The organism is Candidatus Taylorbacteria bacterium, assembly GCA_039934295.1.
Classification (GTDB): Bacteria; Patescibacteriota; Minisyncoccia; order Phycocordibacterales; family HO2-43-120; genus HO2-43-120.
In genome coordinates this window covers 13,803-31,244 of the sequence record JBDTMN010000013.1, presented here as the reverse complement: position 1 = coordinate 31,244, position 17,442 = coordinate 13,803, and the positions used below count along the sequence as shown (strand labels likewise).

14 protein-coding genes are annotated in these 17,442 nt (G+C 45.6%); 12 read left to right on the top strand and 2 right to left on the bottom strand.

Annotated features, from left to right (window positions below; all coding sequences use genetic code 11):
* Nucleotides 1-311: 311 nt before the first annotated feature.
* Nucleotides 312-3,890, top strand: a complete 3,579-nt coding sequence (locus tag ABI430_04190; GenBank protein ID MEO8638071.1) for a class I tRNA ligase family protein — start codon at nucleotides 312-314, stop codon at nucleotides 3,888-3,890.
* A 39-nt stretch (nucleotides 3,891-3,929) separates the two neighbouring features.
* Here ABI430_04190 and ABI430_04185 read toward each other — a convergent pair whose 3' ends face one another.
* A complete protein-coding gene (locus ABI430_04185) occupies nucleotides 3,930-5,429 on the bottom strand; it encodes a lyase family protein (protein ID MEO8638070.1) in 1,500 nt (499 codons plus the stop codon).
* A gap of 383 nt (nucleotides 5,430-5,812) precedes the next feature.
* Here ABI430_04185 and ABI430_04180 point away from each other — a divergent pair, with 383 nt between their 5' ends.
* The 11 genes from ABI430_04180 to ABI430_04130 all read left to right on the top strand — a co-directional run bounded on the left by ABI430_04180 (nucleotide 5,813) and on the right by ABI430_04130 (nucleotide 16,744).
* Entirely contained in the window at nucleotides 5,813-6,058 is a 246-nt protein-coding gene (locus ABI430_04180; GenBank protein MEO8638069.1) for a hypothetical protein, read from the top strand.
* 101 nt (nucleotides 6,059-6,159) lie between these two features.
* Nucleotides 6,160-6,750 (top strand): DNA repair protein RecO, encoded by a 591-nt coding sequence (gene recO, locus ABI430_04175; protein ID MEO8638068.1) that lies wholly within the window; start codon nucleotides 6,160-6,162, stop codon nucleotides 6,748-6,750.
* A 106-nt stretch (nucleotides 6,751-6,856) separates the two neighbouring features.
* Nucleotides 6,857-8,770 (top strand): hypothetical protein, encoded by a 1,914-nt coding sequence (locus ABI430_04170; protein ID MEO8638067.1) that lies wholly within the window; start codon nucleotides 6,857-6,859, stop codon nucleotides 8,768-8,770.
* A 120-nt stretch (nucleotides 8,771-8,890) separates the two neighbouring features.
* Nucleotides 8,891-10,246: a glycine--tRNA ligase gene (locus ABI430_04165; protein MEO8638066.1), complete on the top strand. Its 1,356-nt coding sequence runs from the start codon at nucleotides 8,891-8,893 to the stop codon at nucleotides 10,244-10,246.
* A gap of 261 nt (nucleotides 10,247-10,507) precedes the next feature.
* Nucleotides 10,508-11,212: a hypothetical protein gene (locus ABI430_04160; GenBank protein ID MEO8638065.1), complete on the top strand. Its 705-nt coding sequence runs from the start codon at nucleotides 10,508-10,510 to the stop codon at nucleotides 11,210-11,212.
* A 150-nt stretch (nucleotides 11,213-11,362) separates the two neighbouring features.
* Nucleotides 11,363-11,620 (top strand): hypothetical protein, encoded by a 258-nt coding sequence (locus tag ABI430_04155; protein ID MEO8638064.1) that lies wholly within the window; start codon nucleotides 11,363-11,365, stop codon nucleotides 11,618-11,620.
* Nucleotide 11,621: 1 nt separating this feature from the next.
* Entirely contained in the window at nucleotides 11,622-11,957 is a 336-nt protein-coding gene (locus ABI430_04150; GenBank protein ID MEO8638063.1) for a type II toxin-antitoxin system PemK/MazF family toxin, read from the top strand.
* Nucleotides 11,954-12,730: an alpha/beta fold hydrolase gene (locus ABI430_04145; protein ID MEO8638062.1), complete on the top strand. Its 777-nt coding sequence runs from the start codon at nucleotides 11,954-11,956 to the stop codon at nucleotides 12,728-12,730. The genes ABI430_04150 and ABI430_04145 overlap by 4 nt, the downstream gene beginning before the upstream one ends.
* Nucleotides 12,731-12,779: 49 nt before the next feature.
* Complete coding sequence (locus tag ABI430_04140) at nucleotides 12,780-14,051, top strand: pitrilysin family protein (GenBank protein MEO8638061.1); 1,272 nt, start codon at nucleotides 12,780-12,782, stop codon at nucleotides 14,049-14,051.
* Nucleotides 14,052-14,196: 145 nt separating this feature from the next.
* Entirely contained in the window at nucleotides 14,197-15,285 is a 1,089-nt protein-coding gene (locus tag ABI430_04135; protein MEO8638060.1) for an AI-2E family transporter, read from the top strand.
* 16 nt (nucleotides 15,286-15,301) lie between these two features.
* Nucleotides 15,302-16,744, top strand: a complete 1,443-nt coding sequence (locus tag ABI430_04130) for a methionine--tRNA ligase (protein MEO8638059.1) — start codon at nucleotides 15,302-15,304, stop codon at nucleotides 16,742-16,744.
* 14 nt (nucleotides 16,745-16,758) lie between these two features.
* On the opposite strand, the gene ABI430_04125 is transcribed toward ABI430_04130, so the two are convergent.
* Entirely contained in the window at nucleotides 16,759-17,406 is a 648-nt protein-coding gene (locus ABI430_04125; GenBank protein MEO8638058.1) for a hypothetical protein, read from the bottom strand.
* Nucleotides 17,407-17,442 lie beyond the last annotated feature (36 nt).

Sequence of the window (17,442 nt, the reverse complement as noted above, 5' to 3'; positions counted from 1 at the left end):
GAACCGTTATCAACTAACGAGAGGCGGAGAGTGCAAAGATGGGTGGCCTTATACAGCGACTTTTTGAAGAGTAAGAAAAATGCTAAGATAAGGCTAAGAGCCTGTTCAAAGTCTAATGCCTAGCTAGAATCTCATAATTTCGAGCGAAAATCATGAAGCGCGAGAAGGCATATCCAAAATATGTCGACGAGCGATGAGTGATTTGCAGCTGATGCTTCATCATGCTGGCGAGTGCGAAATTATGAGATTATGGCAGGCAAACAAGTATTTGAGTCTATTTTGTGGTTAGACTTTGAACAGGCTCTAACTCTATGAACAATGAAGAAAAAAAGGGAAAGAATCCCGTTGCGGAAAAGGAAGAAGAAATCCTCCAATTTTGGCAGGAAAACGGCATTTTTGAGAAGTCACTCAAAAAAAACGAAGGAAAAAAGGAATTCGTTTTTTACGACGGACCGCCTTTTGCGACGGGACTTCCGCACTACGGGCACATTTTGCCCGGCACTATCAAAGATGTGATTCCTCGGTTCAAGACAATGCAGGGACATTTCGTGAGACGGAAATGGGGCTGGGATTGTCATGGACTGCCAATTGAAAATATCGTTGAGAAGGAGCTCGGTTTAAAGTCCAAGAAAGATATTCTGGACTTCGGCATTGGCGCTTTCAACAAAGTTGCCCGCTCAAAAATCTCGCTTTATGCCGATGACTGGAAGAGAATCATGCCTCGCACCGGACGATGGGTAGACATGGAGCACGACTACAAGACCATGGACACTTCGTATACCGAGAGCGTCTGGTGGGCTTTCAAGACTCTTTACGAAAAAAAACTCATTTATGAGGGCTACAAAGTTATGCCTTATTGTCCCCGTTGTGAGACGGTGCTTTCTAATTTTGAGGTGAATCAGGGATACAAAGATATTACGGACATCTCAGTCTACGCGAAATTTAAATTAAAAGATGAAGAGAATACTTTTCTTCTTGCCTGGACTACTACTCCGTGGACTCTTCCGGGAAATATTGCTTTAGCAGTGAACCCTAGTGTGGAGTATGTAAAAATTCAAATTGCCGAAGAAAATTTTTTTCTGGCAAAAGTAAGACTTTCTGCTGTAAAAGAAGCTTTTACAATTCTTAGTGAATGCAGAGGGATTGATCTCATTGGAAAATCATATGTTCCTATTTTTGATTATTATTCTAAAGACAAGAATCTCAAAAATAGAGAAAATGGCTTTAAAGTATACGGCGCGGATTTTGTGACGACCGAAGAGGGTACGGGCATTGTGCATATTGCTCCGGCATTTGGCTCGGACGATTATGAGCTCTCGCAAAAAGAGAAATTGCCTTTTATCCAACATGTCAATTTGCATGGCGAATTCAAACCGGAGGTTTCTGATTTTGCCGGCCAACTTGTCAAACCGAAAGATGACCATCAAAAAGGCGATGTGGAAATTATCAAAAATCTGGCTCATCGAGGGCTTCTTTTCGCAAAAGAAAAAATTACCCACTCGTATCCTCATTGCTGGAGGTGCGAGACTCCGCTTTTAAATTACGCTACTTCCTCGTGGTTCTTGAAGGTTACCGCTCTCAAAGGCAAGCTCGTGAGCGAAAACAAAAAGGTGGAATGGACTCCGGAGCATGTGAAAGAGGGGAGGTTCGGCAAGTGGCTCGAAGGGGCGAAAGATTGGGCGATTTCTCGTTCTCGTTTTTGGGGCGCGCCTCTTCCGGTCTGGAAGTGTTCTCTCTGCAAGCGCATTTGTGTCTTAGGTTCAATCGATTCCATGCGGGCGCTTAGTCTTCCCCGCAATTCCTACTTTGTGATGCGTCACGGAGAAGCGGAGAGCAATGTCCTAGACATCATAAGCTCCGACCCCAATCAATATGGGCTCACGGAGCGGGGCAAAGGGGAGGTGAAGGAGAGCGCGAAGAAACTGAAGACAATGGGTATTGATCTTATTGTTACTTCTCCTTTTAAGCGAACGTTGAGCACAGCGCGAATACTACGCGAGGCATTAGGTTTGCCTCGAGAGGTTCTCATCGTTGATTCCTTGCTTCATGAAATCAACGCGGGAGTATTGAACGGAAAATCGCGAAAAGAATACCGCAGTTACCTGTCTCATCACGGGAGATTCAATCAAGCGCCTCCTGATGGAGAGAGTTTGCTCGATGTGAAAAAAAGAATGGGGGATTGTCTTGCGGGGCTCGAGAAAAAATATGAAGGAAAAAAAATTCTGGTGATAACGCACGACACGCCGGCGTGGCTTCTTTTTTCCGCAGCGCAAGGAATGAATTCGCAGGAGTCTTTCTCGCTCCACGATAACAAAGATTATTTTCTTAAGAACACGGAGGTAAGAGCCCTCAAATGGAATCCATTGCCTAGGAACGACGAATATGTACTCGATCTTCACCGTCCCTACATTGACGCGTTCACGTTTCCTTGCTCGTGCGGAGGAAAGATGGAGAGAGTTCCCGAAATTTTCGACACTTGGTTTGATTCGGGGTCCATGCCTTTTGCCCAATTCCACTATCCCTTCCAAAACAGAGATTTGTTTGAGCCTCGTGGCGGATTGTTTCAAAAGATGAAGGGTTTTCCCGCCGATTTTATCGCCGAGGGCCTCGATCAGACGCGGGGCTGGTTCTATACGCTCATTGTTCTTTCCGTCGCCCTTTTTAAGCGGTCTCCCTACAAGAGAGTTGTGGTGAACGGCCTCATTCTTGCCGAAGACGGGAGAAAGATGGCGAAGAGCTTGAAAAATTATCCGGACCTGATGGATGTGATACGCAAATACGGCGCGGATGCTCTGCGACTCTACTTAATGGGCTCACCGGTAACTCATGGTGAAGAAATGAATTTTAAAGAGATGGGTGTCGATGAGGTCTACAAGAAAAATATCTTGAGGCTTCGGAATGTAGTTTCGTTTTATGAAATGTATGCGGGGGAAAGCACGAAATTCGAAATTCGAAATTCGAAAATGAAGGTCGAGTCAAGTGTCAAAGGTCAACTGTCAAATGTTTTGGATGAATGGATTAAAGCCAGAATGGGGGAAGTCATCCTCGAAGTTACCGATTCTCTCGAAAAGTACGAGCTTGATAAAGCTGTCACGCCAATCGTCGATTTTATTGATGATCTTTCGACTTGGTATCTTCGTCGTGGAAGAGACAGGTACAAAGGAGAAAATGTGGAGGACAAAGAAACAGCTCTCGCGACAACACGTTTTATTTTAATCGAGCTTGCAAAAGTAATGGCTCCGTTCGCTCCGTTTATTGCAGAAGATATCTACCAAAGAGTGAGAAGAGAAAAGGCTAAACCGAATCAGCAGGATTCGGTCGCCCGATCCGCCAAGGGCGGATTTAGGGAAAGCGTTCACTTGGAAAATTGGCCTCAGACGTTACACGTTACACGCTACACGTTACAAGCATTAGAAGATATGCGTGAGGTTAGGCGAATTGTGTCTTTGGGTCTTGAGGCGCGAATGAAAGCCGGTATCAAAGTGAGACAACCTTTGCAAAAGTTGAAAGTTAAACCCGCCCGAACGTACTTCGGTACGGGCGGGAGTGCAAAGTGGAAAGTCGCAATTGGACTCCTCGATTTAATAAAAGACGAGCTGAATGTCAAAGAGGTTATTATAGATAATTCTATTTCAAATGAAATTGAGCTTGATACTGTTTTGACCCCTTCCTTAAAAAAGGAAGGAGATTTGCGAGAGGCAATCCGTGCAATTCAAGAATTACGAAAAGAAAAAGGACTGAAGCCCGGAGAGCTAGTGGTTCTTGCTACGTCCTCGACGATTTCCGCAACTGGCCTCTTGCAAGAATTTGAGTTAGAAATCAAAAAATCCGCGTCTCTTTCAAAAATCGAGCATGGAACCTCTGAGACAGGAGAATTTGAGTTGAAATAAAAAAGCCGACGCAGTTCGCGTCGGCGTTCAAGTGCTGGGTTATTTGCCGAGCACACGCTCGAACTGATCCTCTTCGTTTTTTAGCCAGTAGGAGACTTTGAAGATCTCGTTCCAACATCTCCTTTTTTCTTGGTCTTGGAAGAGTTCACACAGCATTTGATTCCACGAACTTACCGCTTCGGTGCTTATGTCCAGCAAGGGTGATGGTCGCAGCGCCCCAGTCATAATCACGTGCCGGAAGGATTCTGGTTCATACTGGACTTTTGGTTTGCGAACTTGTACACACACTCTTTGTGTCCACTTGTCTGCCTCCTCAAGTGATTCCGGTGGTCCGGATATACGATATTCCGCTGCGGCGTAAGTTGGTTCCAGCACGTTAAACCCAGCAAGTTGGACAACGCGATACACTGCTTCGGCATCGAGTTTGCCTTCAAGCCATTCGGCAAGAAGCTCCTTTGCCTTGCTGCCGGCAAAGGTCTCACGCATTTCGGCGATTTGTCGCGCCAGATTGTCTACGTACACGTTGAGACCGTCTACCACTTTCGTCATAGAGGAAAGCAGATGGATAACTGTGTGTAGTAGATCCGGCCAGGCTAAACGCTCAACGCTCGATTGCGAGATGTCCCGCCCCTCTGGAGTTTCGATGTTCTCCATGATGGCCATCGCACACGCCCGGGCCCATCGAGCCATACCGCGCACTTTTTCCAAAGTGATCGGGTTCTTTTTCCATGGCATTGCCGACGAGCCTTTTTGTTTGGGCCTGAAAGGCTCCTCGAATAACGGATACGGGTCTCGGCTTCCCAACCACAGGTCGAAGGCCATTTTGGCGAGCCACGAAGCAAGGATCGCAAGCGCGCTAGCGGCTCCCGCATGGAATGTGCGAGGCATAATTTGAGTCGCTCCATTGAACGGAAGAAGTCCTAGTTTCGCAAGCGCGAGCCGTTGCACTTCAGGTTTCAAACCCCCACCTGCGCCGATGGCGCCAGACAGTTTTGAGTAATCGAATCCGTTCCGAGCGATGACCACGTTTTCGCGACACTGTGCCAGCGGTGTCAGAAGGGTGATCAAGAATCTGCCCACAGATTGTAGTTCGGCGCCTCTTCCGTGAGTTCGTTCAAGGCGCGGAGTGAAGCGATGTTTACGAATTTGACTCATCAGTGCCACTTCAAGTCCTTCGATCCGCCCGATGGTTAGATCAAAAGTTCCCTTCATGATGCGGGAAGTAGCCGGTTCCTCACCATCGTACGAAGTCATCTCTCCGTGGAAGAGTCTTTGCAGACGTTTCGGTAAGTGTCGCCGGCGTTCCGCAATGAACGCGTTGTAGTCGTGATTCGAGAGTTTCTCTTCCTTATCCAGCCAATTTTCATCAATCGGTTGTAAGTTAAGAAAATCCCTCACTTGTGTGAAGTTATCCGGCGTGATTTCGCCGACTTCAGAGCGTGCTTCAAGAACGGCCAGTTCGACGTTTTGCCATTCTCCATACTTGTGTAGATTGCTACAAAGCCGTGTCAGGTCTGGGTCTGCGTATCTCAGTATCATAAGTTTTCCTTTTCTAAACCGTCTACGAGACGGAGAACTGTTGTTCTTAGGCAATCATACGCACGTCTCTATTCTCGTCAATACAATACGGATAGGCGAATGACGAAGGGTGATTTTATATAATGAAATGCAACTATTTAGTTGGTTCGCGTAGGTGAAGATATAAGTATAAAATATATGGCAACTTTAATCGTGCTTTCGTGCTTCAGGTATACGGGGTTGAAGTTGTGAAATGCGTAATAGCTCTGTATAAAAGTTGACGCACTGGAAAAAGAGAGTAAAATATTTGCAATGTGTAGTTCTTTGGAAATCAGTTAGTGTATGGCGAACAGTCGTGTCGTCAACTGTATTCGGAGAACTGCCCATAACGAAAGGAACAAGCAGTGAAATTTAGTCGGTGGTTTATTTGTGCCGGCGCAACGCTATTTGTTGCAACGGCAGTTTGTCTCGCAAGTCACCCGCCAAACGCGCCTCAAAATGTCGGCGAAAATGGTTGTGGTGGCTTGTGCGGCGGGGAGGGCAGTGATGGCGCAAAACTTGCCTCGATGTCGCTTGAAGTCGGCGGGAACGGTTGCGGTGGTCTATGTGGCACGGAGGGTTGCGGTGGCTCACCCGCCTCCTTGGGGTAGTTCTTGGGGTAGTTTTCCACCACGTCGTACCCACAAACTCTTCTCGAGTTTGTGGGCTTTTTTTACTTTACACTTTCCGCTTTCCACTTTACACTTTCTTAGTGCACACGAAATATACTACGTTAGGCTTCGTGCTCGAGAAAGTTCCACACGGCGAGGCATCGAGCTATTTTTCTATTTTCACGCGGGAATTCGGAAAAGTCTTCGCCTCGGCGCAGGCGGTGCGCGAGGTCAAGTCAAAACTCCGCATGAACCTCGAAGAACTGTCGTTTGTCGAGGTTTCACTCGTTCGGGGAAAGTCCGTGTGGAAAATTACTGGCGCGAAAAATATTTCGAGTCTTTTTGGCGCATTCAGAGACAGTAGCGAAAAACTGGAAATTACCGCGCAGTGCTCCGCGCTCCTTTTGCGTCTTCTTCACGGGGAAGAGAAAAATGATCCGCTGTTTCAACTTCTCTTTGACGCTTTTTCATATTTTAAATCGGAGAATCTTACGTCCGAGGAGATGAAGAATTTTGAAATTCTGCTCGTCCTCAATATTCTTCATGAGTTGGGATATGTGGGGAATAAAAATGAATTTTCGGAATTTGTCGGCGCCCCTTCCTGGGGTAGTGTCGCCCTGTCTAGAGTTGCTCTCATAAAAAAGAGAGCGCTCTCTGAAATAAATCGCTCGCTTTTGGAGAGCCAATTGTAAAAAATTTCTAAACAAGGACATTCAGGTATTTCATTGGAAATTAGGCATTAGATATTAGAAATTTATTACGCTTCAAGCTTAATTAGAGATATGTTACAATTTTAAAATGCAAAACGACAAAAACACCGACAGGCTCGATTCTATTGAAACAAACCTCTATTCCAGGAATCCAAAACCGTATACGCCGATTGGAAGCGCTCCGCTCAAGAAAGAAGACATTGAAGTTGTTTCCGATTGGAAGCACGAAAAGGATATGGAGCGGCCGGTATACATTGCCAACAAAGCCAGCTCTGTCACGAAGAAAATAATGCTCTTTTCGCTTATTTTTTTTGTGATTGCGCTCTCGTTCGGTCTCTATATCTATTATCACGGGTCAAATGTTTTTTCTTCCGATAATATCCAGATAGTCGTTTCAGGTCCCACTGGCACGGCGGGCGGAGAAGCACTTATCCTCGGAATCGTTGTGCGCAACAATAACAATATCACGTTAGAAGACGCGAATCTTAAAATAGAATACCCGGAGGGTACGCGACAGTCTGGCGATTTGACTCTCGAGCTCAAACGCGAACAGTTGCCATTGGGGAATATTCCTCCCGGCGGAGAAATCAAAAAGGATATTTCCGCGATATTGTTCGGGGAAGAGAATAGCAAGAAGGAAATAAATTTGAGCGTGGAATACCGGGTGAAAGGCTCGAACGCCATCTACGAGAAGAAAAAAATATTCGAAATCGCTCTCATTTCTTCTCCCATCTCCATCAGGGCGAGTTCATTAAAAGAAATCAACTCGGGTCAGGATATCGAGCTCACCCTCGACATTGTCTCCAATTCCGACAGTCTCCTTAAAGATCTGGTATTCAAGGCAAACTATCCTTTTGGCTTTTCTTTCAAAAGCGCCAAGCCAGCCCCCTCATTCGATTCGTATCTCTGGAGAATCGGAGACTTGAAGCCCGGAGAAAAACGGACGATAAAAATCCAAGGGACGATGCTCGGCCAAAATGAAGAAGAGAGGATATTCAGGTTTGACGGGGGTCTTCAAAGTCAAAAAGACGAGAAGACAGTTGACCCTATTTTTCTTACCGTGGAGCAGTCGGTTCTCATAAAAAAACCGTTTATCGGAATTGACCTGGTTCTTGATGGCGAATCACTGCCGATTCATGTCGCTTCTCTCGGCCGCGACATCCGCGGTGACGTCATTTGGGAAAACAATCTTTCTTCGCAAATCTCCGATGTTGAAATCAAAGTCAAAATAGGGGGCAGTGTGAATGAATCGAGCATCAACCCCACATCGGGCTTCTATAATTCGACGGAGAACACCATGCTATGGAATTCGGGGACGGATTCCGATTTGCAATCCATAAATCCCGGAGAGAACGGCAGGGTGAGTTTCAGCTTCTCTTCGATCGTGCCTCAACCAGAAAATCTCGGCACATTTAAAAATCCGGAAATCCTGCTATCGGTGAACGTGAAGGGTAAACGCTCCGAAGAGCAAAATGTTCCGGAAGAAATCATCTCCTCTGCTTCCGCCAAGGTGCGCATCCAGGCCTCTCCTTCGTTGTCTACCAAACTGCTCTATCATGATGGGCCGTTTACAAATACGGGCTCCATTCCTCCTCAAGCGGATAAAGAAACCACCTACACCGTTACATGGGACGTCGGGAGCTCTTTCAATGATGTTCGAGACGCTGTGGTCTCGACCACTCTGCCTCCGTACGTAAAATGGAAGAATGCTGTTTCTCCCTCAACCGAGCATTTTAGCTATAATCCTGCAGGCGGAGTAGTAACTTGGAATATTGGGGAGATAAAGGCGGGGGCAGGGGGAGAGAGAGTGGCGTCGTTTCAGGTTTCCTTTCTTCCAAGCATAAGCCAGGAGGGCTTCGCACCTGTTCTAGTGAACCAAACGACGTTGAGCGGTGTGGACCGATTTACCGAAACCGAAATCAGGGCAACGAAAGAAAGTCTTACCTCTGAATTGACTGCGGACAGCGGATATAACTACGGAGACGGAAAGGTTGTAAGATAAGAATATGTAACACATAACAAAAGATAAAGAGCAGTCTTTCTCGAATGTTACAAGTTACCCTAGTCCGACCCGTCGGACGGGTTTAGGACAAGCTACAAGCTACAAGTTACTTCATTTAATATGAAAACTGAACCAAATGATTTGATGGAAAAAATCGTCTCGCTTTGCAAACGGCGGGGTTTTATTTATCCTAGTTATGATATTTACGGGGGATTAGCGGGTTTCTTCGACTACGGTCCATACGGACTCTCGCTCAAAAATAATATCACTCATACATGGTGGAAGCAGTTTGTAAGCGATCGAGAAGATGTCTATGGCATCGATTCTGCAATTGTCACCAAAAAGGAAGTGTTAGAGGCAAGCGGTCATGCCCGCGGGTTTGCTGATATGCTCACCGAATGCGAAAAATGCAAGCGACGTTTTCGTGTTGACCATCTTGATGATAAAAAGAAGTGTCCAGAATGTGGAGGCAAACTAGGCGAAGCCCGCCAGTTTTATATGATGCTCGAGACGCATGTGGGCGCCTCGGAAGAGGAGGCGTCGCTTGCATACTTGCGTCCGGAAACAGCCCAGGGAATTTTTACCAACTTCAAAAATATTATCGATTCATTTCACCCGACTCTGCCTTTCGGTATCGCTCAAATCGGCAAGGCGTTTCGCAACGAAATAGCTCCGCGCGATTTTCTGTTCCGCGTGCGCGAGCTCGAACAGATGGAAGTCGAATATTTTGTGCGGCCTGAACTATGGGAAGAATCATTCGAAATGTGGCAAAAGGAAATCATGCGCTTTATCTCATCAGTTGGAATTGACAAGGCGAAGGTCTCGGAACTTGAGATTGACGAAGCTGACCGCGCGCACTATTCGAAACGCACCGTTGATTTCGAATTCGAGTTTCCGTTCGGTCGCAAAGAGCTCTTTGGTCTTGCATATCGCACCGACTATGATTTGAAGAATCACGCGAAAGCAAGCTCCGTTGACCTCTCCTATCTCGATGAGGCGTCAAAGACAAAATTTACCCCGCATGTGATAGAGCCGTCCTTGGGTGTTGGACGGACCCTGCTCGCTGTTCTCTCGAGTGTATACACGGAGGATGAAATGGGTGGAGAAAAGAGGATTTTCTTGAAGTTCCCGCCCAAAATTGCGCCTGTCAAAATTGCTGTCTTTCCGCTTCTCAAAAATAAACCTGTTCTTGTCGAGCGCGCAAGGGAAGTCTACAAAATGCTAAAAGCGGAATTCGGGGCGGTTGAGTTCGACGACAACGGTAACATCGGAAAGCGATACCGCAGGCAAGATGAAACCGGCACGCCTTTCTGCGTGACTATCGATTTTGACACAATCGAAAAACCTGCCCGACTGGATGCCACTCATTCAGGCGGGGATAATACAGTAACCGTTCGTGATCGAGACACAGGCAAGCAGGAGCGGATTTCTCTCACAGATCTGGTTGCGAATCTACGTGAAAAAATAGGGCTTTAAATGAAGCGTCTTGAGCTTATTCTTGAAAGGGGAGAAAAAGAGAAAATCTAGTTTCAAGCACGAAAAACGTCCTAAATAGGGCGTTTTTCGTGCCATTGCATTTTATCCAGAATATGGTATAATACAGCCAGAGATATTTGAATTGACAAAGGGGGTAAACCTTTGAGATTCCTGATAAACAAAAATAGAATCAGTCTGCTTTCAACTATCCCGCGACGCGCGGAATAGTTGGAGGCGGAGAGTATCTGAAGAAAGTTCGTTATGAAAAAAATTAGTCTGGCTTTGGCGACTCTGTCGCTTGTCTCCGTTTGGGCAATCTCCGCCATCGGTGGTGAAAAGTCTGTGAAGTTGATGGTTGTATCAACGCCGACGTCGTTCACAAACATTGCAATCAGCGTTCGGCAGGCGGATGTGCGCTATGTTGTTGACGACTATAAGTCTGGCGTGTACGCTGATTTCTCGGCCGATCACGGTGGAAAGCTCAAGGCAATTCGCATCGTTATGAACGACGCGACGGTGTACGAGTGGGACTGCCAGTATCGACCCGATGGAAAGGTTGACCTGTCCCAACACGCGGAAGATGGTGAACACCTCGGTAACACCGTCACAATAAAAAAAGCGTCATGGGTTAAATTCTTCCAGCAGAAGGTGGCAATGCCCGCTTTCAACTTTGAGCCGGACTCAAGTATTTTCTCAGTATGCAAATACTGGGTGGAATTTGTCGGGTACATGCCAACCGGCCCAGGAATCGGCGGTTTCGGCGGGGTCTACCTCAAAGTCGAGGGAACACCTTATCTACGCGAATTCAATAGTTCTGACTTCGTTCTCCAGTTTCCCACCTCGGGGAAATTTTACCTCGGCATGAAGGACGGGAAATTTATTCCTCTCCAGAAGGTCGGGGACGAATGGTCGGTACTTCTCGTCGAGAGACCGACCGAAACGAAGGAATTTCCTTCGAGTAAGTAATTCGATCTCACGGCCGTTGTGCGCATGCGCACAACGGTCTTTTTCTTTTTTTCAATTTTCTGCTAAGCTAGAACCTGACACCTAACACCTATGGAAGCCTACGGCAAGGACCGTCCTTGACGGATGTATCTACAAGTATATACTTACGCAATGAAAACTAAAGTCACAAAGTGGGGAAATAGCTTAGCACTTCGGATACCGCAGGGAATCGCGAAAAAATATCATTTCTATGACGGCGCACAAGTTGAAGTGAGAGAGACGACCAAAGGGGCCCTTATCTTAGGCGTAAAGGAACCTCATACTATGGGGAAATTGCCAACCCTAAAAGATGTGTTGGTGAATTTTTCGCCAAACATGATTGAGGATGTCCAGTGGGGGAATGATGTCGGGAAAGAAATCCTAAAGTAAAATGAATTATCCAAAGAAGGGTGATATTGTTTGGTGCGCGCTTAATCCGATCAAAGGACATGAACAGTCTGGCTCAAGACCTTGTATTGTTGTGAGTGGCACTCTTTTTAACAAAAAAACCGGTATGGCGGTTATTTGCCCCATAACTTCCACAGAAAAAAAGAATTATTTTTTTCGAGTCAAAATTGAGACCAAAAAAATTAGAGGTTTCGTGATGGTAGATCAGCTTCGGACGATTGATTGGAAAGAAAGAGTTCTTAGTATTGACGGATCGTCTGGTTCTCATATACTTCGAGAAATATACGCAAAATTGTCAGTTCTTTTTGATCTTACATGAAATTTAAAGAAAAAGTAAAAATTTTAAATTCTCTCGGTCAAAATATTGTTGCTGTAATTCATCGACCGAAAAAATCAATGGGCCGTCTTGCCATTCTCTGTCCAGGTTATCTGGATACAAAAGATTATGATCATCTCGTCGAACTTGCTGCAACTCTTTCAAAAGATGGTTACACGGTAGTTCGATTTGATCCCACAGGAACCTGGGAGAGCGAGGGTGAAATTTCCGACCATACAATATCTCAGTACCTTAAAGATATAAGGAGTGTGCTTGAGTATATGCTTCAAGAAGATGAGTACGGGTCTATTCTCTTGGGTGGACACAGCCGAGGTGGAATGGTCTCTATTCTTTACGCCGCGAGAGATTCTCGGATTTCTATTGTGATGGGAATCATGCCATCTTCCTCGCTCTCGATTGAAAAGAAAAGTCTAGACGATTGGAAGAAAACTGGTGTGAGAATCTCGAAGCGAGATGTGCCCGGAAGTACCGAAATGAGGGAATTCCGTGTGCCATTTTCTCATGCAGTCGACGGGAGACAATTTGATGCACTTAAAGATGTAAAAAAGATTACTGTCCCGGTAATCTTGATAGCTGGCGAGCTTGATACAATTATTTTACCAGACAGTGTTCAGCATATTTTTGATGAAGCAAAAGATCCCAGGAAATTTATCTTGCTTAACGGTATAGGACACGATTATCGTCACAATCCAGCAGAAATTAAAATTGTAAATGATAAAATTGTAAAAAGTCTAAAGTCTTTTCCAAATTATTGATTTTTCTGCTAAGCTAGAACCTAACACCTAACACCTAACACCTACTCTCATGAAATTCAAACGAAAAGTTTTAAAAAACGGCGTCCGTGTAGTCACGGTGAATCTCAAAGATAATCCGACGGTAACGGTTTTGGTCATGGTGGAGGCCGGCTCAAAATACGAGACCAAGCCGGAGAACGGCATTTCACATTTTCTGGAGCATATGTGCTTCAAGGGGACGAAGAACCGCCCGAAGGCGATTGACATCGTCCGCGAACTTGACTCGGTGGGCGCGCAATATAACGCTTTCACCTCGCAGGAATTTACGGGCTACTATGCAAAGTCTAATCCAAAACATGTGGGAAAAATTCTCGACGTGGTATCTGATTTGTATCTCAACCCGCTTTTGCCTGTTGAAGAAATTGAGAAAGAAAAAGGAGTTATCGTGGACGAGATTGCCATGTATGAAGATTTGCCGATGCAGGAGGTCCACAACGTCTTCGAAGAATTACTCTACGGAGATCAGCCTGCTGGTTGGAAAATTACCGGCTCAAAAGAAACGGTGCGCGCGGTTACGCGGGAAAAACTTTTGACATACCGAAGCCGGCACTATGTTCCCGTTGCCACGACCATTATCGTTTCTGGAAATTTTAATGAGGGTAAGATATTGGAAGACATTAATTCGAAATTCGGCTCAATCCCCGGAAATAAAAAACATGACAAGCTCAAAGTGAAAGAAAGCCAGAGTGGTCCGGCTTTGAAATTGGAGTACAAAAAAACCGACCAGTCTCATATTATTTTGGGAGTGCGGGCATTTAACACCTATGACAAGAAGAATGCTATCTTGCGGGTGCTGTCGGCAGTTTTGGGTGGGGGAATGAGCTCTAGGCTTTTTCAGAAGCTTCGCGACCAGATGGGCATCGGGTACTATGTTCAGGCAAGCACCGACGCCTCTACCGACCACGGCCAATTCTCTGTTGCAATCGGTACCGACGTCTCTAAAGTTGAAAAAGCCATTGTGGCCATTCTCGAAGAATTGAAGCGAATGAAGGAGGAGCTAGTTCCTGCGAGCGAACTTCAAAAGGCGAAGGATTATCTCATCGGTAATATGCATCTCTCTCTCGAAACTTCCGATTCGCTCGCGGAGTTTTATGGCTTGCGGGAGATTATGCGGAAGGAGCTCATTACTCCGGATGAGCTCGGAGAGGAAGTGAAAAAAATCACATCGGCTCAAATCAAAAAGGTAGCTCGAGAAATTTTCGATAATTCAAAGCTGAATCTCGCCATCATCGGGCCTTTGGACGATGAGAAGAAATTGAAGTCGCTCCTCAAAATAGATTAAAAGAAGAACGCTCCGAACCCCGATACTCAAGCTCCGGACAATCTTAAAACAAAATTCAAATAGGTAAAATTTGAAAATTGGAATTGATTTGGAGCCCTAAATTTGCTATTGGTGCATCGACTAAAGTTCGTGATAGTATGTAGGTATGAGCCCGAAAAAGAAGACAGTATTGGACATTTCCTCGGCGACGATTGTGAGAATCATACTGATTTGTCTGTTTTTTTTCTTTCTGTTTCTCATCCGTGATATTATTTGGGCAGTCTTGGCCGCCGTGGTAATCGCGTCGGCAATTGAGCCTCTCACCATTTGGTTAGTCCGCCGTGGCGTAAAGCGGATTTTTGCCGCCATTATTATTTATCTTTCTCTCGCCCTCGCCTTCATGGGAATAGTGTTCTTTTTTCTCCCGCAATTTTTGAAAGAACTCTCGAGCTTTCTCGGCAATATTTCAGATTACATGAATCTTGCTGAACTCCCCTCGGTTTCTCGCGGTGCGGACTTAGTCGGGAATCCGAGCACGCTAGATCAAATTTCGTCATCTTTTTTTACTTTGAGAGAGATTATCGGAAGCGTCGGGAATTCGTTCACCAATACTTCGCAGGGATTTTTTGAGTCTATCTGGCTTGTGTTCGGTGGCTTTCTCGGTTTTATATTGATAACTGTTCTTTCCTTTTATCTTGCGGTGCAGAAAGACGGGGTGGCCGATTTTTTGCGTATCATCACGCCGTTAAAATATGAGACGAAAGTCATAGACCTTTGGAGGCGCTCACAGAGAAAAATCGGGCTTTGGATGCAGGGGCAGATTCTTCTCGGCTTTATCGTCGGCGTTCTTGTCTATTTCGGACTGCTCATTTTTGGGGTTCCGCACGCGTTCCTTCTGGCCGTCATTGCCGCCCTCTTTGAAATTATTCCCATATTCGGGCCGATTTTCTCCGCCATTCCCGGAATCTTGATTGCCGCGGGAGTTGGAGGAATCACCTTTGCCTTGGGAGTAGCACTACTCTATTTTGTCATCCAACAGTTAGAAAGCCATTTTGTTTACCCGTTGGTTGTAAAAAAGATTGTCGGGATTTCTCCCATTGTGGTCATTCTCGCTCTCGTCATCGGGGCAAAACTCGGCGGATTTCTGGGAGTTTTGCTTTCCGTCCCTATTGCCTCCGTTTTTGTGGAATATTTAAATGATGTGGAGAAAGACAAGCAGGTAGAACCCCCCGTATCCGATGTTTTAATTCTCTAACTTTTTTGCCTTCCGTATGTCGTCATTGTATCCAAAAAAAATTTATATCACGACAACTCTGCCCTATGTGAACGCCGACCCGCACGTGGGCTTCGCCCTCGAAATCGTTCAGGCCGACATAGTTGCGCGTTTCTACAAACTCATGGGGAGCGAAGTTTTTTTCAATACCGGAACTGATGAACACGGCCTCAAGATTTGGGAAAAAGCGAAAGAAGAAGGCAAAGACCCGAAAGCGTATGTGGACGAATATGCGGAAAAATTCAGGAGGCTCAAGAAACCGCTCGGGCTTCTCGAGGACATTCATTTTATTCGCACAACGGACGAGCATCACGTGAAGGCGGCGCAGGAATTTTGGGTGCGGTGCAGAGAGGCCGGAGACATTTACATGAAGAATTATAAAATAAAATACTGCGTCGGTTGTGAGCTTGAAAAGACCGAATCGGAACTTTCAAACGGAAGGTGTCTGATTCATCCCAACCTTATTATCAAAATCATTGACGAAGAAAACTATTTTTTTAAACTTTCGAAATACCAGGATAAGCTCTTGGCTCTTTATGATGCAAGAAAAGATTTTGTTGTTCCCGATTTTAGGCTAAACGAGATTCGCTCTCTCATTCGTGAAAAAGGCCTCGAGGATTTCAGCATTTCGCGCCTAAAAGCTAAGATGCCGTGGGGCGTTCCCGTTCCGGGGGATGAGTCCCAAGTGGAGTATGTTTGGTTTGAAGCGTTTGTGAACTATGTTTCTGCGATTGGCTGGCCGGATGACTTCAAAAAATTTAACACCTGGTGGCCGGTCATCCAGTTTGCGGGCAAAGATCAGGTTCGGCAGCAAGCGGTTATGTGGCAGGCAATGCTTATGTCCGCTGGTCTTCCGCCTTCAAAGCAAATTGTAATACATGGATTTATCACAAGCGGAGGTCAAAAGATGTCAAAGTCGCTCGGCAATGTTATAAGTCCTTTCGAAATTGTAGAGGAATACGGTACCGATGCTCTTCGGTACTATCTTGCTCGTCATATTCACCCTTTTGAAGACAGTGATTTTACGATGGAGAAATTCAAAGAAGTGTACAATGCTAATTTGGCTAATGGGATAGGTAATTTAGCTTCACGAATCATGAAGCTCGCGGAAACACATTTAGATGCATGTCCAAAAATTCCTGAAAACACCATTCCCAAAACTTGGAAAGATGCTCTCGAAAGTTACGATATCAAAAAAGCAGCAGATATTGTTTGGGAAGAAATTGGAAAAATCGATTCCTCTATTCAAAATTCGAGACCTTTTGAGGTAGTGAAGAAAGACAAAGAGAAGGGAAAAGAAATTATCAGTGATTTAGTAGTTAAGCTCTACAAAGTTGCTCAAATGCTCACCCCGATTCTTCCGGAGACGATGGAGAAAATAAAAAGCATGGTGCGCGAAAACAAAATGCCCGAGAAGCCACTATTTCCAAGAAAGGAATAAAAAAAACCTCATCACTAGGTGTGTTGAGGCTTGGTTAGAGCAAGTTTCGTAGCCACGAGGTCTTCCCATTTATTTTCAGTGGCAATACCAAATGGGAGCAGTTTTGAGCGCGCACTTCTTATTTGTGTCTGAAGCGCTCCGGCCTCGAGCAAAAATCTCTTTTCCACCTTCGAGGTAAACTCTGCCTCCGCAAGCAGAAGCCAGCTCTCGGCGTTTTGCCTATTCCCCGCAAAATCAAAGAGTGCCACGAATCCCATCTCTTCGAGAGCGGCCCAAAATCGGTCAAGTTCCGATTGATACGTCTCCCACTGTTCCTGTAGTAATCCTCCACTTTCAGGCTCGTACTTCTCCCTGCAATTTTTTGCGTCGCAGAAGCAGGAGCCGGCGACAAAAACAAAAAGGCCGACAACAATCGCAGACAAGAGAGGGTGGGGAAATTCCACGTATGAAGAATACCAGAGGATTCCAACTGAGACGAGAACAAGGAGAGAACCCCAGATAATCTCCTTCCAGAAAAGGGACTTAAGACGGTGAAATTCCTCGCCGATTTTAAAGATGTCGCGTCCATCCGTGAGACGGTTTTTTGACCATGCTACGCAATGGGTGCGCAAGTCTTTTCTTACTTGGTGTCTCCGAAAAGAGCTATAGTATACGTCTTTCATTTTTTCAAGGAGTTTGAGCTCTTGGACTGCTGTCCT

Excerpts from the sequence above, each read along its gene's own strand:
- ABI430_04135 (MEO8638060.1), top strand. The coding sequence starts at position 14,197 with ATGAGCCCGAAAAAGAAGACAGTATTGGACATTTCCTCGGCGACGATT.
- ABI430_04165 (MEO8638066.1), top strand. The coding sequence starts at position 8,891 with ATGAAAACTGAACCAAATGATTTGATGGAAAAAATCGTCTCGCTTTGC.
- ABI430_04140 (MEO8638061.1), top strand. The coding sequence starts at position 12,780 with ATGAAATTCAAACGAAAAGTTTTAAAAAACGGCGTCCGTGTAGTCACG.
- ABI430_04130 (MEO8638059.1), top strand. The coding sequence starts at position 15,302 with ATGTCGTCATTGTATCCAAAAAAAATTTATATCACGACAACTCTGCCC.
- ABI430_04155 (MEO8638064.1), top strand. The coding sequence starts at position 11,363 with ATGAAAACTAAAGTCACAAAGTGGGGAAATAGCTTAGCACTTCGGATA.
- ABI430_04190 (MEO8638071.1), top strand. The coding sequence starts at position 312 with ATGAACAATGAAGAAAAAAAGGGAAAGAATCCCGTTGCGGAAAAGGAA.
- ABI430_04150 (MEO8638063.1), top strand. The coding sequence starts at position 11,622 with ATGAATTATCCAAAGAAGGGTGATATTGTTTGGTGCGCGCTTAATCCG.
- ABI430_04160 (MEO8638065.1), top strand. The coding sequence starts at position 10,508 with ATGAAAAAAATTAGTCTGGCTTTGGCGACTCTGTCGCTTGTCTCCGTT.
- ABI430_04145 (MEO8638062.1), top strand. The coding sequence starts at position 11,954 with ATGAAATTTAAAGAAAAAGTAAAAATTTTAAATTCTCTCGGTCAAAAT.
- ABI430_04125 (MEO8638058.1), bottom strand. The coding sequence starts at position 17,406 with ATGAAAGACGTATACTATAGCTCTTTTCGGAGACACCAAGTAAGAAAA.
- ABI430_04185 (MEO8638070.1), bottom strand. The coding sequence starts at position 5,429 with ATGATACTGAGATACGCAGACCCAGACCTGACACGGCTTTGTAGCAAT.
- ABI430_04170 (MEO8638067.1), top strand. The coding sequence starts at position 6,857 with ATGCAAAACGACAAAAACACCGACAGGCTCGATTCTATTGAAACAAAC.